Below are 26,732 nucleotides of genomic sequence, written 5' to 3'. Positions count from 1 at the left end.
TGAGCCCAGCCCCATTACGCTATCTCTCCGACGAGGTGGAGGAATGGCTGAGTGCGCGACATATGCCTCAAAGCCGAAGCATCCAGGATGTCCAGGCAGAAGTCATCTGGATGCGGCGAACTCAGCCGGTGTAGTGCCCGGATGGCGCCACTCATGCCTGTAGCGTAGTCGCAGGAGATCCGGAACAGATTCTCACCCGGTATCATTGCCGTGTCGTCGTCCCCGAACACATAGAGTTCCGTGAGGCCCTCGTATGGTCTATTGGCCAAGTCGAGATACTTGGGGTCACCTGAGTAGACATAGGCATCCACCAGCGTGTCGATGAGTCCGGCGAGGCCATAAATGAGCCCGGGGAAGCCAGAGTACTTGCGATACAGGTCCATCACCAACGAATCAACCACATCCCACTGCCCATACCTGATGGCAACCTTGATGATGCCGGCGGTACCCTGCTCCACGTAGGGCTCATAGGTCGACACACCGGTGGGCGCCGCGGCGAATGTCGTAATTCCAGGCTCCAGCTCGTATCCATGCGAAAGGTCATACGCCAGCGCCGATGCACCCATCGACTTCCACTGAGGATCGCCAGTGACTTGGGACAGCCTGAGCAGGAACAGGGCGACCCCTGACTGCCCATAACCGAAGCCAATCCGAACAGCGCCATCCCCCTCCCAGAAGATGCCGCGCTCAGATCGGAGTGCGGATGCGCTCAACTCAACCGCGAGATCGAGAGCAGCATCCAGATACTCCTGGGACTTTGAGGCAACGAAGGCCGCCAGATTCGCCATGCCGATGCCGGCCGCCCCGTAGTACAGCGACACTTGCCCCTTGACCCTCCGGCTCGCATTGGCCATGTCGACAAAGCCAAGGCCCACTGTATTGTGGCCTATTGCCAGATGCGCCCAACCTATCCCGGCCAAGCCCGTCAGTACGCCTGGCGCCGTGTTTCTCTGATTCAGGCCTGCGATCTCCAAGAAATGCCTCTCAAGCGCCTCATCGGGCACCACATTGCCGGAGCGGGTTAGCGCATAGATCACACCTGAAGAACCGAACCCAAGACCGCCCGCATTTGTAGAAAGCGCGAACGGGTCACAAGGGAACAAGGTGTACTTGGGCTCCAGCCGATAGTTGCTCTGAACGAATCGCGACAATCGCTTGACCAGATCTGCAACCGGATCCAGGGCGCTCTGGCGCGCGCCGTAAGGCTCAACTACGAGTGCGCTCTGATGCAGGCGGTTCTCAGCCTGACGGAGATCGATTCGTCCCTGCGCAAGATCTCGAATCAGCCCCAGGACTGGCGTACCCTCCCAGCCCATGTCACGAATGATCCGGGGAAGAACATCGTCAAAGAGATCGTCCCGAACATAGGCCATAGCCACAATCGGGAACATGGAGTACATCATTATCGCAGCGACTGCATACAGATCATCTTCGACGCTACTGACCTTGACCCTGCTCTTGATCTTGCTTCGGAAGCCAGGCGTATGGATGTCATCGGACTCTCCCAAGGCAGGCTGGAATGCCGCCTCCAGATCAATCAGACGCACCTCCAGTGACTGCTTCTCTACGAGGATGTTTGGGGGAGACAGATCGCCAATGACAATCCCTGCTCCATGGGCGGTATCAACGGCTCGGAAGATGTTGGTGAAGATCGTCCGATACATCTCATAGAACTTCTGACTGTCCTCGGCGGTTGGCCTTACGGTCATCAGCGGAGAGAACTGCAGCATGATCTGTCGCATGTCATGAGCATCGAAATGCTCTTCGACCATGTAGAAGTTCTCCCAGTCCCAGAAGGAATCCAGCACTGCAGGAGCAACCCCTAACGGGCTGAGAATATTGAGATTCCCCATCTCGCGCTTTAGACGAGTGGTTGCGTCTCCACCGTTCTCATAGAGCTCGACGTGAGGCCTTGCCTCCTTGATCACCACCTGCTGGCCAGATGTCACATCCTTTGCCAGATACACGCCACCGGTGTTGGAGAACCCCAAGGCGCTCTCGATCAGATAGCGGCCATCTTTCAGGGTCATCTCGCCAGCGTCCTCGTCCTCCAACGGGAACGGATCTTCAGCCCACGGCGGCGTCTCGAAGTACGGTGTACGACGATCAGCGATGTGGTCCCCTTCGGGCGATACCAGCATTGGGATCATTCGACCCATGAAGTCCAGGCGACTTACTTGGATGATGCCACCATACCTGTAGTAGATGCAGCGACTGTCCTTGTAGCGCCTATCAGAGAGGATGTAAGACCCGATGTTGGATCCGACTTCCTGATACAACAACTCAATGAGTTCCTTGAACTCGCTTTCCGTGCGCGGATAAATCGTGATGAACTTCCCAGATCCGCCGCGTGGCCAACGCTTGGACGTCATCATCCTCATGGTCCGGCAGTCATTGGCAAACTTGAACTGCACATCACGCGGCAACAGGATCTCAGCAACGGAACTCAGGATTGCCTTGCAGTTCTCTTCAATTGCCGAAAGGTGGATTTTCCAGCCTTGGGCAGGAAGCATCGGCACGCCGGAGCCGACGGGAGGAACGACGTGCGACCATACGCCGATCCGACGGATGTCCCATCCTCGACCATGCGCGGCAAGCAGCGGATAGACAAGCGAAGCCAGCTCATCACTGGGCTTGTAGTGATCGTAGTTTGGCTCGTAGAAGCGTTCATCACTGCTGATGAAGTTAATCTTGTCCACATGTCGCAGCTCTCGCAGCGTCGGGTTTCCGGCTGACATCAGGCGCTATCCTTAGAGATGATCGGCCTGACGCCTCTCAACGGGAGGCCTGAAGCCGGTGTTTGTACAAAAGGGCGTCGGAGATCCGACGCCCTTCCAGAAGCGACTTACGAAAGCTTCTCTACCTGCTCAGGACCGCAGCAGGTGTGGGTCGAGCTGGTCGAGCTGTTGCCCATCACGCTGACCGAGGTGTCGAGCGCCAGACGCTGCAGATTCAGTACACGATTCATTCGTTGTTTCCTTTGTTTGACTCGAGGAACGCCACTCCCCCCGACTCATCGCCCTTGGATGAGCGCGCTCCCCTGGGAGCTGGTGAAGAGATTGCGCCAGCACTTTTGGCCATGCCGCACGCTGGCGATGCGCTCTTACTGAGGTTCCTGCGATCCGGTGTTGCAGCAGGAATGAGCAGAGCTGGTGCAACTATTGGCGAGCAAGGAAATGCTGCTGTCCAGTTGCAACTTCTGCAAGCTGAGAACTCGGTTCATAGAGAGACCCTCTTTCTGACAGGAGACTCACCGCCTTGCCACACACGACCACATCGCGGTGTAGATGGCAGCGGCGACACTCCATTGCGGGATGTCGATCAGTAGGCCTGGCAAAGCATCAGTGCCGCTGTCGCACCTAGGAAGCAGACAGCGGCACGCCATGCGTCAGCAGCTGTTACAGCTGCTGTTCCTGCGAGCTACCGTCGCAGCAGCTGTGGGTCGAGCTACCCGAGCTATTACCCATCACGCTGACGGAGGTATCCAGGGCCAGACGCTGCAGATTCAGTACACGGTTCATAACAACTCTCCTTAGTTGACTACGAAATACCGATCAAACCTGGCCATCGGCCAAGCAGTCGGCGAGACACTGCGCACTGACAGGTCAGTGGCGCAGATACGTAGGCAAGAGATTGTTGCTGGGGCAGAACGGGGAGCGACGCACTCAACCCGCAAGGCACGCATATCTAGACTTCGTGCGCACTTGACTGCTCTGGCCATCCCTTGCCGATACAGACTCCTCCATGCATGCAGTTCGCCAATCATGCTCTCGATCAGAGACGGGCGTGCAACTGCAGTTGAACTTGATAGTGCATCAAACTTCGCGTCGAGTCTATCCAACTTCCCATCAAAAACATTGCCGGAACATTGCGCAGAGACAAACATCACACTTGGCCGCTAGATGTTGCAGGGCATCATTCGGTAATTCTCTAGTCGACTGTATTGACGACGACTTCTTCCGATGTCACCTTGCGGCCTGTCTAGGAGGTGGCATCGGAAATGCACGCGCAATTGAGCGCGACCACCGCCGCTGAATGCCGGTTTTGCAGGCGTTTTTCCCTGCATTGTTCGGTGTGCACCTGCCGACATGGTGTCGACGGGTTGTTTTTCTTCAACAACTATGGAGAGTTGTCATGAACCGTGTACTGAAGCTTCAGCGTCTGGCCCTGGACTCGTCGGTTGGCCTGCTTGGCAACAGCTGCAGCAGCTCGACTCACTCTTGCTGCAACAGCCAGCAGCAGAAGTGATGCAAGTGGAGCAGCGGCACATGCCGCTGCTCCTCCTGTCCGCCATGTTTCGACTTGCCCTCCTAGATTACCTTTTGCCTCGTAAATGAGGTTGCCGGTGACGTGATGGCGAGACGCGGCACAAAGCGCTGATGGACGCGCTGACTGCGCATCGTGGCAGCGGATAGTGATACCAACCAACGTCATTTGGGTTGATGGACAGCCAGTAAACCAGAGCTGAACTGACGGCAGGCGCAAAGGCAGCGATCGCGCCGAGCGTAGACCTTGTGGTGATGGGCAGCCTTCGCCACCCAAGAGTCTGTGTGTTGCGCGATCCAGACGTCCTGGTCACCCCACGTCATCTTGCCCCTGGCATAGTTCTATGCCTGACCAAATAGACCTCCGCTGCAAGCATGGATTGTCGCGGCTTTGAAGGAAGCCAGGGGACTGATCTGATGCGCTGGGGAGCTGGGTTCCTGCGCCAGTGCGAAGGCGAGTGCAGCAGGCCCAGGTCGATTACATGCCCAGATCGCACAGCGCCGGATGATCATCCGGGCGACGCCCTAGCGGCCAGTGGAACTTGCGCTCGCTTTCCTTGATGGGCATGTCGTTGATGCAGGAGAAGCGACGCGCCATCAAACCGTCCCCCCCGAATTCCCAGTTCTCGTTTCCATACGAGCGGAACCAGTTGCCGGAATCGTCGCGCCATTCGTACGCATAGCGCACGGCGATACGGTTCCCGGTAAAGGCCCATAGTTCCTTGATCAGGCGGTACTCCAGCTCCTTCTTCCATTTGCGCGCAAGGAACTGCCGGGCTTCCTCCCGACCGTCGGTAAACTCGGCACGATTACGCCACGTGGTGTCGAGCGAGTAGGCAAGCGCGACCTTGTCGGCATCGCGGGTGTTCCAACCATCTTCGGCAAGGCGAACCTTCTGGATCGCCGATTCAAGGGTGAAGGGGGGAAGCGGGGGACGGGTTTCAGCAGCGGACACGGTGTGACCTCCAGTCAAAATGGATGAACGGGTTGCTTCAACGGATTCGGTGTCGCCCGGCGCTAACGCGTGGCCTGTTTCAGCAGCAACTGCGCGACGTCTCTTGCATTGTCTGCGGCGTCGTAGTCGCCCATTACGCGCGATATGGTGATTGCGCCTTCCACCAGCACCAGCAGTTGCCGTGCCAGAGTGGCCGGCTGCTTGATGTCCAGCTGGCCTGTGAGCTCAAGCGTGTAGTCGAGCAGTTTCCGTTTATGGTGCTTGGCGATCACCCGGATCGGATCATCGGGATTTCCGACTTCGCCTGCGGTGTTGATGAATGCACAGCCGCGGTAGCCTTCCGACTGGAACCACCCCTTGAGCACGGTGAACATGCGCAGGATGCGTTCTTCGGGGCCATCGGCCTTGTTGCATTCCTGCATGAACCAGTCGAGCCAACGCACGTCGCGCGCACTCAATGCAGCGGCTGCGACCTCGTCCTTGTTTTCGAAATGACGGTAGATGCTCTTGCGGGCGACGCCGGAGGTCTTCACCAGCAGGTCCATGCCCGTGGCATGGATACCGTTCTGATAGATCAGCGCTTCGACCGTTGCCAGGATCTTCTGCTTGGTGTCGGTCATGGGCTTGTCCATAGCGCCAAGGTAGAACGCTCGTTCTACCTTGTCAACACGTAGTTTGTTGGGTCATACGGCAGCGCATTACGCGTGGGCGTGGCCTGCGGGCCAGAATCCACCTAGGCGCATCACCTGCAAGCCCCGATAGCACCCGCAGACCGCCTACCGCACCATCGAGCGTCTGTCCGCAGGAAACCACACATGAGCCTGGCGCTGGTCCACAGCCGTGCCCGCGCCGGGGTCGACGCCCCGCTGGTGCGCATCGAGGTACATCTCTCTGGCGGTCTGCCGGTTACCCAGATTGTCGGCCTGGCAGAGACCAGCGTGCGTGAGTCGCGCGAGCGCGTGCGTGCCGCGCTGCTCTGCGCGCGCTTCGATTTTCCACAACGACGCATCACCTTGAACCTGGCCCCGGCCGACCTGCCCAAGGAAGGTGGTCGCTATGACCTGGCGATTGCCTTGGGCATCCTCGCCGCCAGTGGCCAGGTCGATCCGCAGTCGCTGCTGCAATACGAGTTCCTCGGCGAGCTGGGCCTGACCGGCGAGCTGCGCCCGGTGTCCGGCGCGCTGCCCGCCGCCATCGCCGCCGCCGAAGCCGGGCGCATCCTGATCGTGCCGCCGGGTAACGCTGCCGAAGCCGCGCTGGCCCAGCACGCCGATGTGCGCGTGGCGCGTACCCTGCTGGAATGCTGTGCGGGGCTGGGCAACCCGCGCCTGCTGCCACAGGTGGAACGCGTGGACACCACACCTTTGCCGCTGCCCGATCTGGCAGACGTGCGCGGGCAGGCGCTCGCGCGCCGGGCGTTGGAAGTGGCGGCGGCCGGTGGCCATCATCTGTTGCTGATCGGCAGCCCCGGCTGCGGCAAGACCCTGCTGGCCTCGCGCCTGCCCAGCCTGCTGCCGGATTCCGAAGAGATCGATGCCCTGCAGTTGGCGGCCATCACCTCGGTCAGCGGCGAAGGGCTGGACCCGAAGCGTTGGCGGCAGCGGCCGTTCCGGGCGCCGCACCACAGTGCGAGCGCGGCGGCGTTGGTGGGTGGCGGTAATCCGCCCTGCCCCGGCGAGATTTCGCTGGCCCATCACGGCGTGCTGTTCCTGGATGAACTGCCGGAGTGGAACCGCAGCGCGCTGGAAACTCTGCGCGAGCCGCTGGAATCAGGCCACATCCGCATCTCCCGCGCGGCGCGCAGCGTGGTCTATCCCGCGCGTTTTCAACTGGTGGCGGCGATGAACCCATGCCCCTGCGGCTGGGCCGGCGACCGCAGCAACCGCTGCCTGTGCAGCGACGAGCGCATCACCCGCTACCGCGCGCGGGTGTCAGGCCCGTTGCTGGACCGCATCGACCTGCACATAAACGTGAGCCGCATGGATGCGGTGGAGCTGCGCGAGAGCACACCGCTGGGCGAGCCCAGCGCCAGCGTACGTATGCGGGTGGAAGCGGCGCACGCGCGGCAACAGGCGCGTGGTGGCCTCAACGCGCACCTGCCGCCTGCTGCCCTGCGCGCGTGCACGCGCTTGAGTGAAGCCGACCAGGGCCTGCTGGAGCAGGCCATCGAGCGACTGCAGCTTTCAGCGCGGGCGATGCATCGCATCCTGCGCGTGGCACGCACGATTGCCGATCTTGCCGAAAGCCAGAGCATCCAGACCGCGCACCTGGCCGAGGCCATCGGCTACCGGCAGCTGGATCGGGGCAAGCCAGGTACTTAGCGCGCCACTGCATCCAGGAAGGAATCAGATTCATCTGATATCTGCCATGCCACCTGCGCCCTGACCATTTCCTCGAGCCCATACACAAGGAGACGCGGTTTGCTCAGGATGCTCATCATGGGCGGGCAGGAAGCCGCCCGTCAGCGGATATCACGGACGATAGGACGGCGCGGCCTGATCCGCATGGAATCGATCTACAGCGTGGACAGCGGCCTGTCGGTGCTGGAGTGGCGCAACTACGACCTGGTGGGAACGTTCCTGGCGGCTGGCCTCGGCAAGCGCCTGCAGGAGTCGTTCGTGCTGCGGGATGCGAAGGTACAGCTGGTGCTGTTCGGCATGGGGCTGAGCGAAGAAGTGGCCAGCATCCGCCTGCGCCTGCGCGCGCAGGGCCTGCCGTCGCCGATTCTGGTCCGGACCGACTTCGACAGCTACGACGAATCGCTGTTCTGGCGATCGCTGACGGCGCACATGATCCTGCCGTCGGTACAGGAGGGCGTTGGCCCCCTCCCCGCCGTGGGCGACGCGTGCGACCATGCAGGACCCAGCCCCTAGCGGTGCCTGCCTTGTCAGGTGCCCGCCCAGTCATTCATGAGCACTCCCCAGCCGCCGCACCTGCCGACCTCCGATGCATCCACCCCGCTGACACCTGCGGCGACTGGCGGCGGGTCAGTGGGTGAAACGAAGATGCGCGAAATCGCGGTGCGGATCTCGCAGTACTTCCGCGATTTCCTCGAGTCCGATTTCAAGCGCGCGCAGGCCCCGCGGCGCCGCATCGTGCTCACCAGCGATTCCGGCTTCCGCGCAGGCATGCGCACCGCGCCCTACCCGGCGTTGGACAAGGAGCTGTGGAAGCTGCTCAGCCGGCCCTCCGGCGAGGAGCTGTCGTTCGCCATCGGCCCGCGCAGCTATACCCGGCCGATCAGCGCGACGCTGCGCCGCATCGTCGAAGAGCAGGTCAACGCGATCACCGAGACCGCCATCGCCACGGTGCGCGTAACCGTGCTGGACAAGGCACGTTCCAGCATGGCAGGTGCGCTGGAAGACCCGGAAGCCTGGGTGGAATCGGTGCAGGGCACCCTGGTGGATGCGATGTGCGTGCAGGTGGTGCGGCCGCTGATCGCGCATCTGGCCGGTCCACTGCAGGGCCAGGCGTACTGGGTGATGGATTCGCTGCACGCGGCGGAATCGGACCTGGTCACCCGCTCCGTTGTCGATCTGTACCAGACGCTGCCGGAAGTGCTGGCGCGCCTGCTGGCCACCGGCGACGAGCTGCCGCTGCAGCTGGCCTGCGAGCACCAGTTGACCCGCGACGGCACGATCAGCGCGCTGATGGCGTTCTTCGAGAACTTCGTGGCGGCCGATGCCTTCCATGAATTCCGCGACCTGGAAACCTATGTCGCCACCGGCGATGGCCTGCAGCTGTATCTCTACGTGGGCACGCTGAAGTACGCGGGCGTGCAGTACCCGGTGTTCTACCTGCCGCTGGACGTGGTGCGGGCCAAGGATGGGTCCGGTTACACCCTGACGCTCAGCAACCGTCTGTTCGCCAACCGCCGCGCGATCGACTTCGTGCTGCAGGAGCTGGCGGTGGGCATGGCGCGCGAGTGGGTATCGCCGATCCAGGAGCGCATCCAGTACCTCGACCCGGCACAAAGCCTGTTTGAAGTGGCGGCATCTCTGTTCCGCCAGGTGGCCAATGCGGTGGATCTGGGCGGTGAAGTCTCGCTGTCCTCGTCCGCCAGCGAGGCGTCCACCGCCACCGTGGCGCTGTCGCCTGCGCTGCACCTGGCTGCGTTCGAGCGCGCCGACGAGGCGCTGCTGAACGATTTCGAAGAGATCATCGACCAGGCCCGCAATGGCGGGTCGAAGCTGGTGGATCTGTTCCACGGCATGGTGGAAGGCGTGCTGATGCGCAATCCCGAGCCGATCGGGGAGCGGGTGGAATCGGCCTGGGATGCGCTGCCGCTGGTGGAGCGCATGGTGTTCGATTCGCCCATCCCGTTGAATGAAGAGCAGCGCAAGATCCTGCTGGCCGTGCGCGAGCCGCAGGGGCGGATCGTGGTGGTCGAAGGCCCACCCGGCACCGGCAAGTCGCACACCATTACCGCCATTGCCGCCGACTGTGCGTTCAACAAGAAGAGCTGCCTGGTGCTGTCGGACAAGACAGAAGCGCTGGACGTGGTGTACGACAAGCTGTCCGATGCGATGAGCCGGGTCCGCCATGATCGCGATTTCCCCAACCCCATCCTGCGGCTGGGCCAGCAGGCAGCGAACTTCAAGCGCCTGACCTCCACCGGCACCATCAGCCAGATTTCGGCCTTCGCCAAGGCCATGAAGGCCAACCAGCCCGCTCTTGAGAGCGAGCGCCAGGACACCGCACAGACCCTGCGGCAGGCCATCTCCAGCACCGTGCAGACGCTGGGGCGTGTCTCGCTTGCCGCCGTGAAGGCCATGCACGAGCAGGAAGCGGAACTGGGCGAACGCGCACCTGCGGTATTGCAGCAGGTGCATGCGGTGATGGATGCCAACGTGCTGGCCGAGCTGGAAACGGTGGCTGCGCAGGCGGACGTGCTTGAAACCTATCTGGCCGACCTGTTCGGCAGCACCGACTACACCCCGGCGTCGCTGGACGAGCGCATCCGTCGCGATGCAGTGACAACGGCCTTCCTTGCCGACCGACCGGTCGACGGCTGGGAGCTGTTCGAGTCGTTGGATGCCGAACAGGTACGGCTGCTGGGTACGATCCTGCTGCAGCACCAGCAGCTGAAGATGCCGGTGCTGGGCTATCTGCTGCGCGGCAATGCGGTACGCGGGCTGGAACTACAGCTCAACCAGCTGGGCACCACCCGGCCACTGCTGCTCAAGCACGATGCAGCGGCCCTGCAGGCCATCGTGCAGGGCGCAAACGCGCTGCGCATGAAGCTGGAGGCCGAAGGCCTGGGCGCACAGCTGCCTGCCAGCTACCGGCAGATCGCCCACGGCGCCGCGCCGGGACCGGGTGCGGCGGTTGCACGGCAGGCAATGACCCTGCTGGCGCGGCTCAATCCGGCCATCGTCGAGACCCTGCTGGCCGAGCCGAAGGACGATCCCGCGCTGTGGGCGCTGACCCTGCGCTTCCTGCAGGGCTGGATGGCCACGCGCAAGGCCTTCGTCGACGCACCGCAGTACGACTATGTCGGCACCAAGACCAAGCTGGAACGCCTGAACACCTCGGTGATGAATGCCCACGTGGATGGGCGCCTGATCAGCTTCATGGACCATCACCGCGCCGACGCGCGGGCGTTGGCAGGCGTGATTGCCAACCGGCAGAAATTCCCGGTGGACAAGTTCGAGAGCGTGCGCGAGTCGTTCCCGGTGATGATCGCCAGCATCCGCGAGTTCGGCGAGTACATGCCGCTGGCGCCGGACCTGTTCGACGTGCTGGTGATCGATGAAGGCTCGCAGGTATCGGTGGCGCAGGCGCTGCCGGCGCTGCTGCGCGCGCGCAAGGTGGTGGTGCTGGGCGACTCCAAGCAGTTCTCCAACGTCAAGGCGGCCAACGCCAGCATCGCGCTGAACGACAAGTACCGCTCGGACCTGGTCAACTACTTCCGCGCCAACGTCAGCCAGCAGGCCGACGTGCTGGAACGGTTGGCCATGTTCGATGTGAAGCGCTCGGTGCTGGAGTTCTGCTCGCTCTCGGCCTCGTACTCGGTGATGCTGCGCAAGCACTTCCGCAGCTATGCGGAACTGATCGGGTTCTCGTCCTCCACCTTCTACAACCACCAGTTGCAGGCACTGAAGATCCGCAGCCGGCCGCTGCAGGAGGTGATCCGCTTCAGCCAGGTCGATGCCAGCGGGCACCGCACCAGCCGCAGCACCAACGACGCCGAAGCGGCGTTCATTGCCGAGCGCCTGGTTGAACTGCTGGATACGGAGGCACCGCCCACGGTGGGCATCATCACGCCGTTCCGCGAGCAGCAGACACTGTTGTCCAAGGCGTTGTTCAACCATCCGCGCGGCCGCGAGTTCGAAGAGCGGCTGCGGCTGAAGGTAATGACGGTCGACTCCTGCCAGGGTGAGGAGCGCGGGCTGATCTTCTATTCGATGGTGGCGACCGTCGGCCAGGATGCGCTGAACTACATCTTCCCGGTCAGCCTGACCGGCGCGGTGGATGCGGTGGAGGACAAGTTGAAGGTGCAGCGCCTGAATGTCGGCTTCTCCCGTGCGCAGGAGGCGATCTGGTTCGTCCATTCGATGCCGGTCGATGCGTTCCGCGGTGCGATCGGCAATGCGCTGCGTTACTACGCCAGCCAGTTGGAACGCCCCGCGCCCGACGCCGCGCAGACCGACGCGCGCAGCCCGATGGAATCGAAGGTGCTGCAGTGGCTGCAGCAGACGCCGTTCGTGCTTGCCCATGGCGATGCGGTCGAGATCATTCCGCAGTTCCCGGTGGGCGACTACCTGCGCCAGCTCGACCCGACCTACCAGCATCCGGCGTGGCGCGTGGACTTCCTGGTGACCGTGCAGACCGTGCGCGGCGCGCTGCAGATCGTGATCGAGTACGACGGCTTCGAGTTCCATTTCCGCCGCGACAAGCCGGTGCATGTGGGCAACCACGAGCGCTATCTGGTGGAGGCCGATGTCGAGCGCCAGCTGACGCTGGAAAGCTACGGCTATCGCTTCCTGCGCATCAACCGCTTCAATCTCGGCAGCGACCCGGTGCAGACCCTGTCCGACCGGCTCTATCGCCTGATTGAAGTGGCCGGTACGGAAATCCGCTCGGCTGCGGTCGATCAGGTGATCGAGCAGGTGCAGGGGCTGGAGTCGAAGGAAAAGAAGGTCTGCAGCCGCTGTGGGCAGATCCGCAGCCAGGAGGAGTTCTTCGACCCTGACCTGCGCGCCGGTGCCGGCGGGGTGGGACGGATCTGCATGCCCTGCAAGGTCAGCTGACGGGGGCGATGGCACGCGTGGTGGGTGATGCGGGACGGATCAGGATCCCATCATGCGGAGGGGATCCTGGCCGCGTACCGCCACTGCCGCCAGCCGGCGGCTGACGAGCGCGTACAGTTCCTCCAGCTCGGCGGCGCGGTCGGCGGTCATGTTCGCGCCGAACAGCACGCGTGACAGCGCGAGCTTGTGGGTGTCGTCGGGATAGCGCGCCCGCGCCCGGTACACGGACTGCAGCACCAGCCAGGCCAGGCGGAACCCGCCCCCGGGCAAGGGGCGGACCACGCGGTCATAGACCTGCCAGAACTGGTACTCGGCCTCCAGGTCGACCGCCGGTGCCGCGAACGGCACCGGACGCGGACGTCCATGGGCGCGTCTGCGGACCGGAGGAAAACGGGGGTTCTGCTGTGCCATGCGTACAGGATGACCCAGCAACATTGTGGGAACCTTGCGCTGGTGCCACGAAATCAGTGCAGATCGTGCAAACAGCGGGTGGGGTCGGAACCCTTTGCGTGGCAGAGGGATCCGACCCCGGTCCGCAGTTCAGAACGACATCGAGGTGCTGAACATCACCTGCCGTGGTGCGCTGCGCTGCAGGGTCTGGTAATCCCCCGAGAACGACGAACCGGCGATGGTGGCGGTGCCGATGTTGTTGCGGTTGAACAGGTTGCTCACGTCCAGCCGCAGCTCCAGCCCCGGCACCAGGCTGTCCGGCCCCAGCTTGTAGGCCGTGTATGCGTTGACCTGCCAGAACGTCGGCACGCGGATGTCGTTTTCATAGGTGAAGGGCTGGCGCAGGTACGAGGTGCTGGTGGCACCGAAACGCCAACCGCCAAAGTGCGCGGACAGGTCGCTGACCAGCGACAGCTGCGGATAGCCCGGCTGTGCGTTGCCCTTGATCGGGTACACGGTATCGCCCACCACGAAATCGCTGTCGTAGTACGAGCGCGCAAGCGCGATGCCCTGGTAGAACTGCAGATGATCGGTGAGGTCGGCGGTGATGCCGAGGTCGGCGCCGATCACATGCATCTTCGGCATCAACCTCACCGTATTGATCTGTGCGAACTGGGTGCCGATCGCCGCCGACAGCAGCCGGTTGCGGATGTCGTTGTAGAACACGTCCGCAGTCACCGTCAGGTGGTCGAAGCGATGGCTGGCACCGACGGTCAGGTTCCAGTTCTTCTCCGGCCGCAGGGTGCCGGCCACGCGGTCGAACTCTTCCTGGTCGGTGATGGTCCAGGCCGATGCGGTGTAGCCGATGTTGCCGCGCTGGGCCACGCGATAGCCGTTCAGGGTGTTGGCCAGATCGATGAAGGCATCGGTCCGTTCGGTCGGGCTCCAGTACAGCGACACATGCGGCAGGAAGTTGCTCTTGGCGCGCAGCGTGCCGTTCACCGGCCGCTCCGGCGCATCGCCGATCCCACCGCCGGTGGTGCTGAAGTCCACCGCCTTGAAGCCCAGCCCCAGCACCAGCGTGTCGGTGACGGCGTAGTTGTCATGCAGGTAGAACTGCCGTGAACGGGTCACCCAGCTCGATACGTTGTCGGTCTGGAACGCCGGCCCGTACACATCGAACGGCCCGGTCGCCTTCAGTGGCTTGCCCTCGCCCAGCAGCGGCTGCTGGTACCACTCGGTCTTGGCGGCCGCCTTGCTCTTCTCCTGCCAGAAGCCGGTGGTGATGGTGTGGGCACCGGTCTCGAACTGCAGGTTGAACATGCCGCCCAAGCGATTGAGGTGCGGCGTCTGCACCTGTTCGGAGAAGGGCGCGCCATTGGGCGACGGCACGGTCGGGTCGGTCAAGGTGGCCTGGGTGTGGCTGTTGGCGTTGTACAGCTGCACGTTGCCACTGAGCGCGGGCGTGATCTGGAAACGGTGGTTGATCGACGCAACGCGGTCACGGGTCACCTGACCGGTGTCGTACGGAATCAGTCCGGACAGCTCACCGCAGGTGTAGGCGCCGCAGGATTTGTCAGCGTTCTCCGGCGAGGCCACGTAGTACGCCCACGCATAGTCCGGATAGAAGCTGTCGGCCTTCCAGCCCAGCTTGCGGATCATGTCGAAGGAGATGTTGTTGTAGCCCCACACCGCGGCCTTGCTGTCGGACAGGAACACGGTGAAGTCACCCCACGCCACATCCTGCTGCGCCTTCAGGTCGCCGCGCAGGAACTTCTGCGTGCCGGCGCCCTGGTACTTGTCGGCCGACACGCGCTGCAGGTCGACCAGCAGCTTCGGGCCGTGCTCACCCAGCTGACCGCTCTGGCCCGAGACCGTGGTGACCAGCGTGTTGTTGCTGCCTACGCCCTGTTTGATGCGCAGGCTGGGCGTGTCCTGCAGTTCTGCAAGCCGGTACTCGAGGCTGCCGCCGTTGACGCTGCTGGAGAACACGCTGACCGGCGCGCCGCCCGGGCTGACCGTGATCGAGCCGATGCCATCGGGCACGCCGACGTTGACCACGCTGGTTCCGGTAAGCGAGAGGAAGCCGTTGTCGTTCAGCGGCACGCCTTCGAAGGTGATGCCCATTTCATTCATGCGGAAACCGCGCACGAACAGGCTGGTGGCGGAGATATCCAGACCGAGACCGTCGGTGGCGGTGTAGCTGGCGCCCGGCACATTCTTCAGCATCGACAGGCCGTTGTTGCCGGACACCATGGCGTCCAGGTCGGTGGCGTTGATGACGTAGCGGTTGGGGCCGACCACCTGGGTGGGGGCGACAGCGGCACCGCGCGGCGTGGCGATGACCTGCAGCGCGTTCAGGGTGGTGGGGGTGTCGTGGGCGGCGTCGGTCGACTCGGCAGCGTGCAGTGGTGCAACGAGAGCGGTGCCGATCGCCAGGGCAAGAAGCGTAGGTGGAGTGTTCATGGCCAGATCCAGGGTGCAGGGGAAAAGTGGCGCAGGCGCACGCCCAGCGCGATGCAGCGCCGGTGTACGGCGCGCTGGCTGGCGGCGATTGCGATGAAGGAATGACGGCGCGGTGCGCGCCGGTCAGAGGCGGATGGAAGCGGTGATCTTCCGGGTGATGCGGCGGGGTGATTTCGACGTGCGGAATTCTTGCATCGCACTGCCGCATACGCCATTGCACCGTGGTACAGCGCCAATGGCGATAGGGATGGCCAGGCTATACGTGGGTATAGCCCCGGCGTGGTAGAGGCCGACCTTGGTCGGCGCTTGCCGTCTGCGTGTGCCAACCAAGGTTGGCAACTACCTGGGCAGATCGACGTGCGGTTACTGCAGGACGAAGCGCTCGATCGCCTTGGCCACGCCTTCATCGGCGTTGGTCGCGGTCTCGAAACGCGCGGTCGCCTTCACCGCATCGATGGCATTGCCCATCGCCACGCTGGTACCGGCGTACTGCAGCATGGTCAGGTCGTTTTCCTGGTCGCCGATGGCCATCACGTTGGCGCGGTCGATGCCCAGGTGCTCGGCCAGCTTCTGCAGGCTCGGCCCCTTGCCGGCCTGGCGGTCGAATACTTCCAGGAAGAACGGCGCGCTCTTCAGCACCGCGAAACGCTCGGTCAATGCGGTTGGCAGGCGCGCGATGGCAGCGTCCAGCACCTCTGGTTCGTCGATCATCATCAGCTTGATGAAGGACATGCCCGGGTCCATGTCGGCCACGCGGCGGTACGACAGTGGCATGCGCGAAAGATGCGAGTCGGCCACGGTGTAGATGCTGATGTCCTGGTTGGGCGTGTACATGCGCTGCGCGTCCAGTGCCTGGAAATGTACGCCGATCTCGCGGGCGACCTGTTCGCAGTACACGAAGTCGTCGAAGCTGAGCGGGTACTCGACCACTGTCTCGCGCGGGCCGATGCGCTGCACCAGGCCACCGTTGCAGGCGATGCAGTAGTCGTCGTCGCCCTCGATGCCAAGTTCATGCAGGAACGGCGCCAGCCCCGGCACCGGACGGCCGCTGGTCAGCACGATGTGCACGCCCAGCGCGCGCGCCTCGGCGATGGCCTGTTTTACCCGCGGAGTAAGCTTGTGGGCGGGGTCCAGCAGGGTGCCATCCATATCGATGGCGACCAGTTCGATGGTCGATTGCCTGCGACCCATGTCCATCATCTTCAACCATTGCGGGGGACGCCCATTTTAGGCCAGGCTGCGGGGCACTGCCGGCCTCATGCCCGGTTCACCTCCGCGCCGCGCTGGCCGGAGATACTCATGGGGCCTGTGCGTCCCCCACCGCAGGACGGCCCTATCGACCGCCCTTCCCTGGACACTTCTCCGACGCATGACCTACCAAGCGCCTGACGCCAACGACACCGCCCCGCTTGCCCAGCAGATTGAAGACCTGATTGACGGGCTGCCCGGCGACCATATCCGCGTTGGCACCCTGCTGCATGCACTGGGCGACGAGGGCCTGATGCTCGTGGTGATCCTGCTGTCGGCGATCTTCCTGATTCCGGTGTCGATTCCCGGGCTGAGCACGGTATTCGGTGCGTCCATCCTGCTGATCGGCCTGAGCCGCGTGCGCGATCGTCCGTTGTGGGTGCCGCAGCGGTTGGCCGACAAGCAGATCGCCACCGACAAGCTGAAGGCCAACCTGGGCCGTGCCCTGAAGTGGGTGCACCGGATGGAGCGGTTGTCTCGGCCGATGCGGCTGTCAGCGATGGTGCGCTCGAAGAAGATGATGCGGCTGAACAACCTGGCGCTGGTGTTCGCCACGATCCTGCTGATGCTGCCGGCCGGGCCGATTCCCTTCAGCAACACGCTGCCGGCGCTGGCGCTGATGTCATTTGCGATCGGCTTCATCCAGCGCGATGGCGCCGCAGTGGCGGCCGGCTACGGCTTCGTGGTGGCGTCGGTGGTGTACTTCGGCGTACTGCTGGGCGGTGTAGGGTTTGCGGCCGAATCGGTGTTCAGTGGCTTCCGCAGCGGGTCATCGGCTCGGCTCTACAGAAAGCCTGCGAAGTGCGGGTGGCCGGCTACTTCGCCGATACCCGCCACACCACGTCGCCCACATCGTCGGCGACCAGCAACGCGCCTTCGGCATCGATGGCCATGCCTACCGGCGCGCCCATCAGCGTCTTCTCATCCTTGGACGCGAACCCGCTCACCACCGCTTCCGGGCGGCCGGCCGGCTTGCCGTCCTTGAACGGCACGTACACCACTTCGTAGCCGCTCAACGGCGAGCGGTCCCAGCTGCCGTGCTCGCCGATGAAGGCGCCGCCGTGGTACTTCGCCGGCAACGCCTGGCCGGTATAGAACAGCAGGCCCAGCGGTGCCACGTGCGAGCCGATGGCAAAGTCCGGGCGGATCGCCTTGGCCACCAGGTCCGGCCGCTGCGGCTGCACGCGCTCGTCGACGTGCTGGCCGTAGTAGCTGTAGGGCCAGCCGTAGAAGCCGTGCTCCTGCACCGAAGTGAGGTAATCCGGCACCAGGTCGGCACCGATCTCATCGCGCTCGTTCACCACTGCCCACAGCTTGCCGGTGCTCGGCTCCCAGTCCAGGCCGGTGGGATTGCGCAGGCCCGAGGCGTAGATGCGGCTGCCGCTGGTGGCCACGTCCACTTCCAGTACCACCGCACGGCGGTACTCGACGGCCAGGCCGTTCTCAGTGATGTTGCTGTTGGAGCCCACGCCCACGTACAGCTTGCTGCCATCGCGGCTGGCCAGCAGTTCCTTGGTCCAGTGGTGGTTGATGGTGCTTGGCAGGTCGGTGAACTCGCTGCCCTTGTCGGACATGCGGGTTTCGCCGGGCACGTAGTGGTACTTCATGATGTTGCCGGTGTTGGCTACATACAGCGTGTCGCCGATCAGCTGGATGCCGAACGGCGAGTGCAGGTTCTCGATGTACACATGCTGGGTCCAGGCGTTGGTACCCGGCGTGCGCCGCAGCAGGGTGACCCGGTTGCCGCCCTTGCCGGCCTTGCCCGAGCGCGCCTTCACCTTGCCGGCGATCCATTGCTTGGGCGTGGTGACCGGCTCTTCGCCCGGGCCATTGCCTTCCACCACCAGCACATCGCCATTGGGCAGCGACAGCAGCCGGCGCGGATGCTGCAGGTTGGCGGCGATGCGTTCGATCTTCAGGCCGTCGGCCACCGACGGTGCCTGGCCCTCGGCCCAGCCCACGCCCTTGGGCACCTGCATCGGCGGCATCAGGTAGTTCTGCGGCGCAGGCAGCGGTGGCTGCGCACCGGACTGATCGGCCGGGTGGTATTCGGCCTTGCCGGCACATGCGGCCAACGCCAATGCCAGTGAGAGCACGCCCACGGCGGGCAGGATGCGCTTAGCCATGACGGGCTCCTTGCAGCACCGGCTGCTGCAGCGAAAGCAGGATGAAGCCGAGCGCGATCAGTGCCACCGTCAGCGCGGAAAGGAGGGTGCCCGGTACAGCCGCCGCATAGGCGTCGCGGCTGTGCACGAAGGCGTTCCAGATGGCCAGCACGATGGCGACCAGGTTGAGCAGGAAATCGAGGCGGTCGGTGCCGGTGGCGGTGCCGTTGCGGCGCCAGACCGCGAACAGGTTGATCAGCCGCGGCAGGATCGCGATCAGCAGGCCGAAGGTGATCAGCCACGCGGCCGACTTGCCCCACATCACTTCAGCGGTGTTGAGGTAGAGGATGTCGAAGATGAGGCCGGCCACGAAGAAGCCGAACGGTATCGGGTTCAACAGGCTGAAGAGTGTGGTGCCGAGGCCGCGGTGGGCCTGGGCGACAGGGTTGACCATGGTCGTGCTCCGTACGGGGAAGGGCTGCACGGGCTGTAGTAGCACAGGGGGGCGGGAGGGGGTGCGATGACCTGGTAGATCCACGCCAAGCGTGGATGCGCGGTGCCAACCAAGGTTGGCAACTACCGAAGCACAGGCCAGAGCGGCGCAGTCGTGATTACCAGGCGGCATAAGTGTTTGTGACGCATTTGGCACATCAGCACATTGGCTGCGTGAAGAGGTAGGGGGTTGTTCGTTGTGTCGCGTTTGGCTCGTTGCGATGGGGCAGATCCGCCCCGCCGTCCTGCCATGCCGATTCACAACAGAAGGATTCGTGTATGAAGCGACACACGCAACGCTCCGCGCCACCGCGCTCTGCGCGCTTGGCCCTGGCCACTGCCCTGGTACTGGGCAGCCTGGCCCTTACCGCCCAGGCGCAACAGGCTGATCCGCTGGCCGGGCGGCAGTGGCACCTGCTCAACACCGGGCAAGCGGTGCTGGGCGATACCCTGCCCGTGGCCGGCAACGATCTCAACGTGGATGGTCTGTTCCGCAATGGCATCCGCGGTCAGGGCGTCACCATCGCGATCGTCGATGACGGCCTGCAGATCGCCCACCCGGACCTGGCAGCCAACGTCGCGGCAATCGCGGGCAAGAACTTCGCCAACGGCAGCAACAACCCTTCGCCGTCCGACCCCAACAGGGACAACCACGGCACGATGGTCGGCGGCATCGCCGGCGCGGTCGGTGCCAACGGCGTGGGCGTCCGCGGCGTTGCGCCCGCCGCCACGCTGAAGGGCTTCAACGTGCTGGCCTCGGATGCAGGGGGTAACCAGCTGAGCAATATCGAGTACTCGTGGTGGGATGGTGCCGAGTCGGCCGATGTGCAGGTGTTCAACAACAGCTGGGGCGCCGGTCCCAGCAACCCCAACCTGCCGTTCGCCTTCAGCCAGAACGACGTGGCATCCAATGAGCAGGCCCTGTCCGGCACGCGTGGCGGCCGCGGCGGCATCTACGTAAAGGCGGCGGGCAACAACTTCGACAACGCCGCGATCAACCAGTTCCAGGACGTCTGCACCGCCGACACCAGGAACCGCAGAACCGGCTGCGTGCCGGCCGGCCGCGATCCACGCAACAACCTGTTCAACGTGATCACCGTGGCGGCAGTACGCGCCGACGGCGTGCGTTCGTCGTACTCGTCCACCGGTTCGGCGCTTTGGGTGTCCGGCTTTGGTGGCGAGAACGGCTGGCAGCGGCAGTACGTGCCGAACCAGTTGGCGGTTCGCTACGATCCGGCCATCCTCACCACCGACGTGACCGGCTGCGCGCAGGGCAGCAACACCAATGCCCAGCGTTACAACGCGCTGGACAGCAACCTGTCGGCCCTCGACAGCACCTGCAACTACACCGGCAGGATGAACGGCACCTCGGCAGCGACGCCGATGGTGTCGGGCGTGGCGGCACTGGTGCTGGAAGCGAATCCGAACCTGTCCTACCGCGATGTGAAATACATCCTGGCCACTACCGCCACGCGCAATCATCCCAACCAGCCGGCGGTGACGCTGGCCGACGGGCGCACGCTGGTGCCGGGCTGGACGGTGAACGCCGCCAACCGCGCGTACAGCAACTGGTACGGCTTCGGTGTGGTCAATGCGGCGCGTGCCGTGCAGGTAGCGGAGAACTTCCAGTCGCTGGGCCCGCTGGTCGACACCGGCTGGCGCACTACCACGCGCACCGTTGCCATCGGCAACACCACCAACGCGGCTGCGCGGCTGACCTTCCAGGTAGCCAATGGTGCACGCAACATCGAATCGGTGCAGCTGGGCTTCCGGGTGAACCACAGCAACACCCGCCAGCTGCAGTTCGTGCTGGTTTCGCCCAGTGGCACGCGTAGCGTGGTGCAGCCGGCGTTTACCGCCATCGGCTCGGGTACGGGGGGCGTGCAGCGCAACTTCACCAACTGGGATCTGCTGTCCAGCAATGCCTTCCTGGATGAGAACGCCACCGGCACCTGGACGCTGGAAGTAACCGACATGGGGCAGGCCGCAAACGCTGCATCGCGCGGCAACCTCGAATTCTTCAAGATCCGCGTTCTGGGGCACTGATGATGAAGACGACCATTCTGTTGAGCACGCTCGCCTTTGCGGCGATGACCTCCCCTGCCTGGGCACAGAGCTCGGGGCAGACCCCACCGGCCCGGAGCCTGTCCACCGTGGATGCGCAGGAACTGAAAGCCTCCGCCACCGGCCGTTCGTTCGATGTGGGCGGCGCGCGTTTCCAGCTGTCTCCTTCGACCACTGTGAAGCAGGCCGCAGGCGGTCAGTTCACGATCACCCCGCAGGCCGCGGCGACCACGACCAGCGCGCGCAGCAAGCGTTCGCTGGATGGTGCAGCAGCAGGCGGCGCTGATGCCGGTGCCGGCAAGTTCGCGGCGGCGGTATCCAATGATGGCGCGCCGGTGGTGGCGACCTCGCGGGTGAAGGTGTTCTTCACCGATGCGGCCTCGGCCCAGCGCGCGGCCACTGCCACCGGCGGCACCGTGGTGAAGGTGTCCAAGGCCGCGGGCCGCGCGATTGTGGAGTACCCGTCGGTGAACGCGGCGCTGGATGCGACCACCAAGCTGCTGTCGACCGCCGGCATCAAGGCTGCCGAGCCGGACGTGGTGCAGTGGGAAGAAACCAAGTAAGGCGTTGAGTGGTGCCCCTGGCCGGTTGGCTCTCCTGGCCGGCCGGGGGATTGGCGCATGTGTGATCGTGTCGACCAAGGTCGACACCTACCAGAGCGAACATCGTGTCGACCCAGGTCGACACCCACCGGAGCGGGCATCACCCACCGGAGCGGACGCGTCGCTCAGCGGGCGGCGATGCTGGTGTTGTGCGGCAGTTTGCATGCGGCCAGTGCTTCGCTGCCGGCAGCTGGATGTTCCGGCTCCAGCAGCAACCGCTGCACGTCCGAGAACAGCTGTTCCACCGGCATGCCATAGGGTGCGAACAGGCGCAGACGGCCCTGGCGGTCGAACACGTAGCCGCCGGCGATGTGGCTCATCGTGTAGGTGTCCGGCAGCTGCCCGGGCTCTTTCTCGTAAAACGCCTTGAAGTCACTGGCCATCGCCGAGAGCTGTGCTTCATCACCCACCAGTGCAATCGCCTTCGGGTCGAATGCGTGCACGTAGGTGTGTGCGACTTCGGGCGTATCGCGCGCCGGGTCCACGCTGACGAACACCACCTGCAGCTGATCGGCATCCTTGCCCATCAGGTGCTTTACCTGGCTCAGCTCGACCATGGTGGTCGGGCACACGTCCGGGCAGCTGGTGAAGCCGAAGAACAGGTAGGTCACCTGCCCCTGCAGGTCCTTCGGGCCACGCAGGGTGCCGGCGCTGTCGGGCATGGTCCAGTGCTGGCCCAGTTCCTCGCAGGCGATGTCCTTGGAATAGAAATCCATGCGCGACTGCGCGCTGCAGCCGGCCAGCAGGCCGAGTGCCAGGCCTGCGGCAAGCAGCGGCAGGCGAAGGGAACGAACAACGGAAGCAACACGCATCACGGGTACCACCAACACGAGGTGGGCGCGGTCTCGGTCAGGCCTGCCCTGGGGGGAGTGAGGGCTGAGGTGCCAGGGCGATCGCGCACTCCTTGCCGATCGCCCCGGCCACGGTCAGTTGATCATCATGTGGTAGTGCATGCTCCAGATGATCCAGATCGACAATGCGACCACGATGAACAGGATCACCAGGGTGAACACGAAGCTGGCCAGGTTCCAGCCACCTTCGGACTTGCGGTCCATGTGCAGGAAGTACACCAGCTGCACCAGGATCTGCGCGACGGCGAAGCCGACCAGCAGGAACAGCGTCACCGGCCGCGACAGCACCGGGTTCATCACCAGAGCGAACGGCACCACCGTCAGCAGCGCGCACAGCACGAAGCCGATCAGGTAGGACTTGGTGGAACCGTGCGCATTGCCGGCGCGCGAGGTTTCGACGTGGGCCATGTCAGAAGGCTCCGATCAGGTAGACGAAGGTGAAGACGCAGATCCACACCAGGTCCAGGAAGTGCCAGAACAGGCTCAGGCAGGACACGCGGGTGATGTTGGTCGGGGTCAGGCCACGGCGATACACCTGGTGCATCACCACCGCCATCCAGATCAGGCCGCTGGCCACGTGCAGGCCGTGGGTGGCGACCAGGGCGAAGAACGCCGACAGGTAGGCACTGGTGCTGGGGCCGGCACCTTCATGGATCAGGTGCGAGAACTCGTACAGCTCCATGCCGATGAACGATGCACCGAGCACGAAGGTCACGCCCAGCCAGCGCAGCACCGCTGCCTTGTCCAGGCGGTGCATGGCCAGCACGGCCTGGCCGTAGGTGATGCTGGACACCAGCAGGATGAAGGTCTCGGCCATCACGAACGGCAGCGAGAACAGCTCCTTGCCGGTGGGGCCACCTGCGTAGGCGGTGCTGAGCACCGCGTACGAGGCGAACAGCGAGCCGAACAGCACCAGGTCGGACATGAGGTAGACCCACATGCCGAACACTTTCATGCCGCCCTGTTCGTGGGCATGGTCGTGCTCATGGTGGTCGTCGTGGACCAGCGCATCGCTGTCCAGTTGCGGACGGGTCAACAGGTTCATGCGCGCACCTCCTGCAGCTTGGCATGGTTGGCCGCTTCGGTACGCGCCACCTCCTCGGAGCTGACGTAGTAATCCACGTCCTCGTTGTAGGAGCGCGCGATCAGGGTGACGATCATCGCGATGAAGCTGGCACCGGCCATCCACCAGATGTGCCAGACCAGGGCGAAGCACAGCACCAGGATCCAGACGTTGAGGATCAACGGCACGCCGGTGTTCTTCGGCATGTGGATGGGTGCGTACTTCTTCGGCGGCGGCGGCAGGCCGCGCTTCTTCGCTTCGTGGAAGGCATCCAGCTCATCGGCCTTGGGCACCACGGCGAAGTTGTAGAACGGCGGCGGCGACGGCGTGGCCCATTCCAGCGTGCGTGCATTCCACGGGTCGCCGGTGAGGTCGAGGTTGCGCTTGCGGTCACGCACGCTGACGTAGATCTGCACCAGCATCAGGATGATGCCTGCGAACACGAACAGCGCACCAATGAACGCAGCGATCAGGTACGGCGTCCACGCCGGGTTGTCGTACTGGTTCATGCGTCGGGTCATACCCATGAAGCCGAGCATGTACAACGGCATGAAGGCCAGGTAGAAGCCGATCACCCAGCAGGCGAAGGACCACTTGCCCAGGCGCTCGTTGAGGGTGAAGCCGAACACCTTCGGGAACCAGTAGACGAAGCCGGCCAGGTAGCCGAAAAGCGCGCCGCCGATGATGGTGTTGTGGAAGTGGGCCACCAGGAACAGGCTGTTGTGCAGCAGGAAGTCCGCGCCCGGGATGGCCAGCAGCACGCCGGTCATGCCACCGATGGTGAAGGTGACCAGGAAGGCGATGGTCCACAGCATCGGCACGCTGAACTCCACGCGGCCGCCGTACATGGTGAACAGCCAGGTGAAGATCTTCACGCCGGTGGGGATGGCGATGATCATCGTCATGATGCCGAAGAAGGCATTGACGCTGGCACCGGAGCCCATGGTGAAGAAGTGGTGCAGCCACACGATGAAGGACAGGATGCCGATCGCCAGGGTGGCGCCGACCATCGACTTGTAGCCGAACAGCTTCTTGCGCGAGAACGTGGCGGTCACTTCAGAGAAGATGCCGAACGCAGGCAGCACCAGGATGTACACCTCCGGGTGGCCCCAGGCCCACACCAGGTTCACGTACATCATCGGGTTGCCACCCAAGGTGTTGGTGTAGAAGTTGAAGTCCAGGTAGCGGTCCAGGGTGAGCGCACCCAGGGCCACGGTCAGGATCGGGAAGGCGGCGATGATGATCACGCTGGTGACCAGCACGGTCCAGGTGAACACCGGCATCTTCATCAACGTCATGCCCGGCGCACGCATGCGCAGGATGGTGATGAACAGGTTGACGCCGGTCAGCAACGTACCGATGCCGGACGCCTGCAACGCCCAGATGTAGTAATCGACACCCACGCCTGGACTGAACTCGATGCCCGACAGCGGCGGATAGGCGACCCAGCCGGTCATGGCGAATTCGCCAACGCCCAGCGAGATCATCATCAGCGCAGCGCCGACCACGAAGATCCAGAAGCTGAAGGCGTTGAGGAACGGGAACGCCATGTCGCGCGCGCCGATCTGCAGCGGCACGATGATGTTCATCAGGCCGACCACGAACGGGGTGGCCACGAAGAAGATCATGATCACGCCGTGCGCGGTGAAGATCTGATCGTAGTGCTCCGGTGGCAGGAAGCCATCACTGCCCGGCCCGGCCGCCGCCAGCTGTGCGCGCATCATCAACGCATCGGCGAAGCCGCGCACCAGCATGACCAGCGCGACGACCACGTACATGATGCCGATCTTCTTGTGGTCCACGGTGGTGAACCAGTCGCGCCAGAGCACGCCCCACAGCTTGAAATACGTCACCGCGCCGAGCAGCGCGAGGCCGCCCAGCACCATGGCCGCCAGCGTGACCACCACGATCGGCTCGTGCAGCGGCACGGCCTCCCACGTCAATTTACCCAACATGTTCGTTACTCCTGGGAAACCTGGGCACCGGCGGCCGTACCGGACGGTGCCGCAGCAGCGGTGTTCTCACCGACGCCGATGAACTGGTCGATGACTTTCTTGAACAGCAGCGGTTCAACGCTGGAGAAGTGCTGCACCGGCGCGTTCTTCGACGGTGCGGCCAGCGCCTTGAACTGATCGAAGCTGAGCGCATCCGGTGCGCTTCGCACCTCGGCCACCCAGCGATCGAAGTCTTCATTGCTGCTGGCGGTGGCGATGAACTTCATGTTCGAGAAGCCATGCCCGCTGTAGTTGCCGGACATGCCACGGAACTGGCCGGGCTCGTTGGCGATCAGGTGCAGCTGCGTGCGCATGCCGGCCATCGCGTAGATCTGCCCACCCAGCTGCGGGATGAAGAAGGTGTTCATCGTCGAGTTGGAGGTGATGTTGAACGCCAGCGCGCGGTTGGCCGGGAAGTTGAGCTGGTTGACCGTGGCGATGCCCAGATCCGGGTAGACGAACACCCACTTCCAGTCGGTGGCGATCACGTCCACGTGCAGCGGCTCGCCGGCCACGTCCAGCGGCTTGTACGGATCAAGCTCGTGGGTCGACTTCCACACGATCACCGCCAGCACCGCGATGATGATCAACGGCACGCCCCAGACCACCACTTCCACCTTGGTGGAGTGCGACCAGTCCGGCGTGTACTTGGCCTTGGTATTACCGGCGCGGAAGCGCCAGGCGAACACGAAGGTCAGCACGATGGCCGGCACGACGACGATCAGCATCAGGCCGATGCAGATCAGGATCAGGTCGCGCTGTGCGATCCCGACCATGCCTTTCGAATCCAGCAGCACCCAGTCGCAGCCCGTCAGGGCGATGCAGGCCAGGGCGACCAGCGCCAGGCGGATGCGGTTCCAGCAGATATTCATTGGAGGTCAACCCTGTTGAAGATGCGCGCTTGACCGGCTCGCCTGCGCGCAGCGCCCGGGCGTGGAGCGGCTACACTGTGGGTACGAGGTCGCCTACAAAAAGGCGAGCCAC

Annotated in this window: 20 protein-coding genes and 1 pseudogene; 6 read left to right on the top strand and 15 right to left on the bottom strand. The window is 63.8% G+C overall.

The window, feature by feature from the left end; all coding sequences use genetic code 11:
* Positions 1-14: 14 nt before the first annotated feature.
* The 5 genes from lanKC to HFK18_RS06265 all read right to left on the bottom strand — a co-directional run bounded on the left by lanKC (position 15) and on the right by HFK18_RS06265 (position 5,852).
* Positions 15-2,738, bottom strand: a complete 2,724-nt coding sequence (gene lanKC / locus HFK18_RS06275; RefSeq protein WP_180165158.1) for a class III lanthionine synthetase LanKC — start codon at positions 2,736-2,738, stop codon at positions 15-17.
* Between the two features lie 107 nt (positions 2,739-2,845).
* Entirely contained in the window at positions 2,846-2,968 is a 123-nt protein-coding gene (locus HFK18_RS21660; RefSeq protein ID WP_217706647.1) for a class III lanthipeptide, read from the bottom strand.
* A gap of 430 nt (positions 2,969-3,398) precedes the next feature.
* Entirely contained in the window at positions 3,399-3,521 is a 123-nt protein-coding gene (locus HFK18_RS21655; RefSeq protein ID WP_200731923.1) for a class III lanthipeptide, read from the bottom strand.
* A gap of 1,222 nt (positions 3,522-4,743) precedes the next feature.
* Positions 4,744-5,220: a nuclear transport factor 2 family protein gene (locus tag HFK18_RS06270; protein ID WP_180165156.1), complete on the bottom strand. Its 477-nt coding sequence runs from the start codon at positions 5,218-5,220 to the stop codon at positions 4,744-4,746.
* 62 nt (positions 5,221-5,282) lie between these two features.
* Complete coding sequence (locus HFK18_RS06265) at positions 5,283-5,852, bottom strand: TetR/AcrR family transcriptional regulator (protein WP_180165154.1); 570 nt, start codon at positions 5,850-5,852, stop codon at positions 5,283-5,285.
* Between the two features lie 183 nt (positions 5,853-6,035).
* On the opposite strand from HFK18_RS06265, the gene HFK18_RS06260 reads away from it, so the two are divergent.
* From HFK18_RS06260 to HFK18_RS06250, 3 genes are all read left to right on the top strand, one after another.
* Entirely contained in the window at positions 6,036-7,541 is a 1,506-nt protein-coding gene (locus HFK18_RS06260) for a YifB family Mg chelatase-like AAA ATPase (RefSeq protein ID WP_180165152.1), read from the top strand.
* Between the two features lie 99 nt (positions 7,542-7,640).
* Positions 7,641-8,093, top strand: coding sequence for a hypothetical protein (locus HFK18_RS06255; RefSeq protein WP_180165150.1), 453 nt, complete (start codon positions 7,641-7,643; stop codon positions 8,091-8,093).
* A gap of 36 nt (positions 8,094-8,129) precedes the next feature.
* Complete coding sequence (locus HFK18_RS06250) at positions 8,130-12,473, top strand: ATP-binding protein (protein ID WP_180165148.1); 4,344 nt, start codon at positions 8,130-8,132, stop codon at positions 12,471-12,473.
* Between the two features lie 39 nt (positions 12,474-12,512).
* On the opposite strand, the gene HFK18_RS06245 is transcribed toward HFK18_RS06250, so the two are convergent.
* The 3 genes from HFK18_RS06245 to yidA form a co-directional block, all read right to left on the bottom strand.
* Entirely contained in the window at positions 12,513-12,821 is a 309-nt protein-coding gene (locus tag HFK18_RS06245; protein WP_343202949.1) for a hypothetical protein, read from the bottom strand.
* Between the two features lie 192 nt (positions 12,822-13,013).
* Positions 13,014-15,329: a TonB-dependent receptor gene (locus tag HFK18_RS06240; RefSeq protein WP_180165144.1), complete on the bottom strand. Its 2,316-nt coding sequence runs from the start codon at positions 15,327-15,329 to the stop codon at positions 13,014-13,016.
* Between the two features lie 363 nt (positions 15,330-15,692).
* Complete coding sequence (gene yidA / locus HFK18_RS06235) at positions 15,693-16,526, bottom strand: sugar-phosphatase (protein WP_180165142.1); 834 nt, start codon at positions 16,524-16,526, stop codon at positions 15,693-15,695.
* Between the two features lie 172 nt (positions 16,527-16,698).
* Between yidA and HFK18_RS06230 the strand changes: the two are divergent.
* A pseudogene (locus tag HFK18_RS06230) lies at positions 16,699-17,343 on the top strand (exopolysaccharide biosynthesis protein); the annotation flags it as partial.
* A 49-nt stretch (positions 17,344-17,392) separates the two neighbouring features.
* On the opposite strand, the gene HFK18_RS06225 reads toward HFK18_RS06230, so the two are convergent.
* Together HFK18_RS06225 and HFK18_RS06220 are read right to left on the bottom strand one after the other, a co-directional pair.
* The gene (locus HFK18_RS06225; RefSeq protein WP_165378337.1) at positions 17,393-18,703 is read right to left on the bottom strand and encodes a sorbosone dehydrogenase family protein; all 1,311 of its coding nucleotides are present in this window, start codon (positions 18,701-18,703) and stop codon (positions 17,393-17,395) included.
* Positions 18,696-19,136: a DUF2231 domain-containing protein gene (locus HFK18_RS06220; RefSeq protein ID WP_089237509.1), complete on the bottom strand. Its 441-nt coding sequence runs from the start codon at positions 19,134-19,136 to the stop codon at positions 18,696-18,698. Before HFK18_RS06220 ends, HFK18_RS06225 begins: the two co-directional genes overlap by 8 nt.
* A gap of 317 nt (positions 19,137-19,453) precedes the next feature.
* Here HFK18_RS06220 and HFK18_RS06215 point away from each other — a divergent pair, with 317 nt between their 5' ends.
* Positions 19,454-21,220, top strand: a complete 1,767-nt coding sequence (locus tag HFK18_RS06215) for a S8 family serine peptidase (protein ID WP_100553893.1) — start codon at positions 19,454-19,456, stop codon at positions 21,218-21,220.
* Positions 21,220-21,801: a DNA breaking-rejoining protein gene (locus HFK18_RS06210; protein WP_180165140.1), complete on the top strand. Its 582-nt coding sequence runs from the start codon at positions 21,220-21,222 to the stop codon at positions 21,799-21,801. Before HFK18_RS06215 ends, HFK18_RS06210 begins: the two co-directional genes overlap by 1 nt.
* 164 nt (positions 21,802-21,965) lie before the next feature.
* On the opposite strand, the gene HFK18_RS06205 is transcribed toward HFK18_RS06210, so the two are convergent.
* The 5 genes from HFK18_RS06205 to cyoA all read right to left on the bottom strand — a co-directional run bounded on the left by HFK18_RS06205 (position 21,966) and on the right by cyoA (position 26,620).
* Positions 21,966-22,652: an SCO family protein gene (locus HFK18_RS06205; RefSeq protein WP_180165138.1), complete on the bottom strand. Its 687-nt coding sequence runs from the start codon at positions 22,650-22,652 to the stop codon at positions 21,966-21,968.
* Positions 22,653-22,766: 114 nt separating this feature from the next.
* Entirely contained in the window at positions 22,767-23,099 is a 333-nt protein-coding gene (cyoD, locus tag HFK18_RS06200) for a cytochrome o ubiquinol oxidase subunit IV (protein ID WP_025877422.1), read from the bottom strand.
* 1 nt (position 23,100) lies between these two features.
* A complete protein-coding gene (cyoC, locus tag HFK18_RS06195) occupies positions 23,101-23,736 on the bottom strand; it encodes a cytochrome o ubiquinol oxidase subunit III (RefSeq protein ID WP_080149637.1) in 636 nt (211 codons plus the stop codon).
* On the bottom strand, positions 23,733-25,709 hold the full coding sequence (cyoB, locus tag HFK18_RS06190) for a cytochrome o ubiquinol oxidase subunit I (RefSeq protein ID WP_100553897.1): 1,977 nt from the start codon (positions 25,707-25,709) through the stop codon (positions 23,733-23,735). Before cyoB ends, cyoC begins: the two co-directional genes overlap by 4 nt.
* A 5-nt stretch (positions 25,710-25,714) precedes the next feature.
* A complete protein-coding gene (cyoA, locus tag HFK18_RS06185; RefSeq protein WP_180165136.1) occupies positions 25,715-26,620 on the bottom strand; it encodes a ubiquinol oxidase subunit II in 906 nt (301 codons plus the stop codon).
* Positions 26,621-26,732: the final 112 nt, after the last annotated feature.

Origin of the sequence: Stenotrophomonas sp. SbOxS2 (genome assembly GCF_013416715.1) — a bacterium.
In the GTDB taxonomy this organism is placed as follows: Bacteria; Pseudomonadota; Gammaproteobacteria; order Xanthomonadales; family Xanthomonadaceae; genus Stenotrophomonas; species Stenotrophomonas lactitubi.
This window is presented reverse-complemented; position numbering and strand designations above follow the sequence as displayed.

Bases quoted from the DNA above. Each gene is read 5' to 3' on its own strand.
- HFK18_RS06205 (WP_180165138.1), bottom strand. From the start codon at position 22,652: ATGCGTGTTGCTTCCGTTGTTCGTTCCCTTCGCCTGCCGCTGCTTGCC.
- HFK18_RS06220 (WP_089237509.1), bottom strand. From the start codon at position 19,136: ATGGTCAACCCTGTCGCCCAGGCCCACCGCGGCCTCGGCACCACACTC.
- HFK18_RS06250 (WP_180165148.1), top strand. From the start codon at position 8,130: ATGAGCACTCCCCAGCCGCCGCACCTGCCGACCTCCGATGCATCCACC.
- HFK18_RS06210 (WP_180165140.1), top strand. From the start codon at position 21,220: ATGATGAAGACGACCATTCTGTTGAGCACGCTCGCCTTTGCGGCGATG.
- cyoA (WP_180165136.1), bottom strand. From the start codon at position 26,620: ATGAATATCTGCTGGAACCGCATCCGCCTGGCGCTGGTCGCCCTGGCC.
- lanKC (WP_180165158.1), bottom strand. From the start codon at position 2,738: ATGTCAGCCGGAAACCCGACGCTGCGAGAGCTGCGACATGTGGACAAG.
- HFK18_RS21660 (WP_217706647.1), bottom strand. From the start codon at position 2,968: ATGAATCGTGTACTGAATCTGCAGCGTCTGGCGCTCGACACCTCGGTC.
- HFK18_RS06260 (WP_180165152.1), top strand. From the start codon at position 6,036: ATGAGCCTGGCGCTGGTCCACAGCCGTGCCCGCGCCGGGGTCGACGCC.
- HFK18_RS06240 (WP_180165144.1), bottom strand. From the start codon at position 15,329: ATGAACACTCCACCTACGCTTCTTGCCCTGGCGATCGGCACCGCTCTC.
- HFK18_RS06265 (WP_180165154.1), bottom strand. From the start codon at position 5,852: ATGGACAAGCCCATGACCGACACCAAGCAGAAGATCCTGGCAACGGTC.
- HFK18_RS21655 (WP_200731923.1), bottom strand. From the start codon at position 3,521: ATGAACCGTGTACTGAATCTGCAGCGTCTGGCCCTGGATACCTCCGTC.
- cyoD (WP_025877422.1), bottom strand. From the start codon at position 23,099: ATGGCCCACGTCGAAACCTCGCGCGCCGGCAATGCGCACGGTTCCACC.
- cyoC (WP_080149637.1), bottom strand. From the start codon at position 23,736: ATGAACCTGTTGACCCGTCCGCAACTGGACAGCGATGCGCTGGTCCAC.
- cyoB (WP_100553897.1), bottom strand. From the start codon at position 25,709: ATGTTGGGTAAATTGACGTGGGAGGCCGTGCCGCTGCACGAGCCGATC.
- HFK18_RS06225 (WP_165378337.1), bottom strand. From the start codon at position 18,703: ATGGCTAAGCGCATCCTGCCCGCCGTGGGCGTGCTCTCACTGGCATTG.
- HFK18_RS06215 (WP_100553893.1), top strand. From the start codon at position 19,454: ATGAAGCGACACACGCAACGCTCCGCGCCACCGCGCTCTGCGCGCTTG.
- yidA (WP_180165142.1), bottom strand. From the start codon at position 16,526: ATGGACATGGGTCGCAGGCAATCGACCATCGAACTGGTCGCCATCGAT.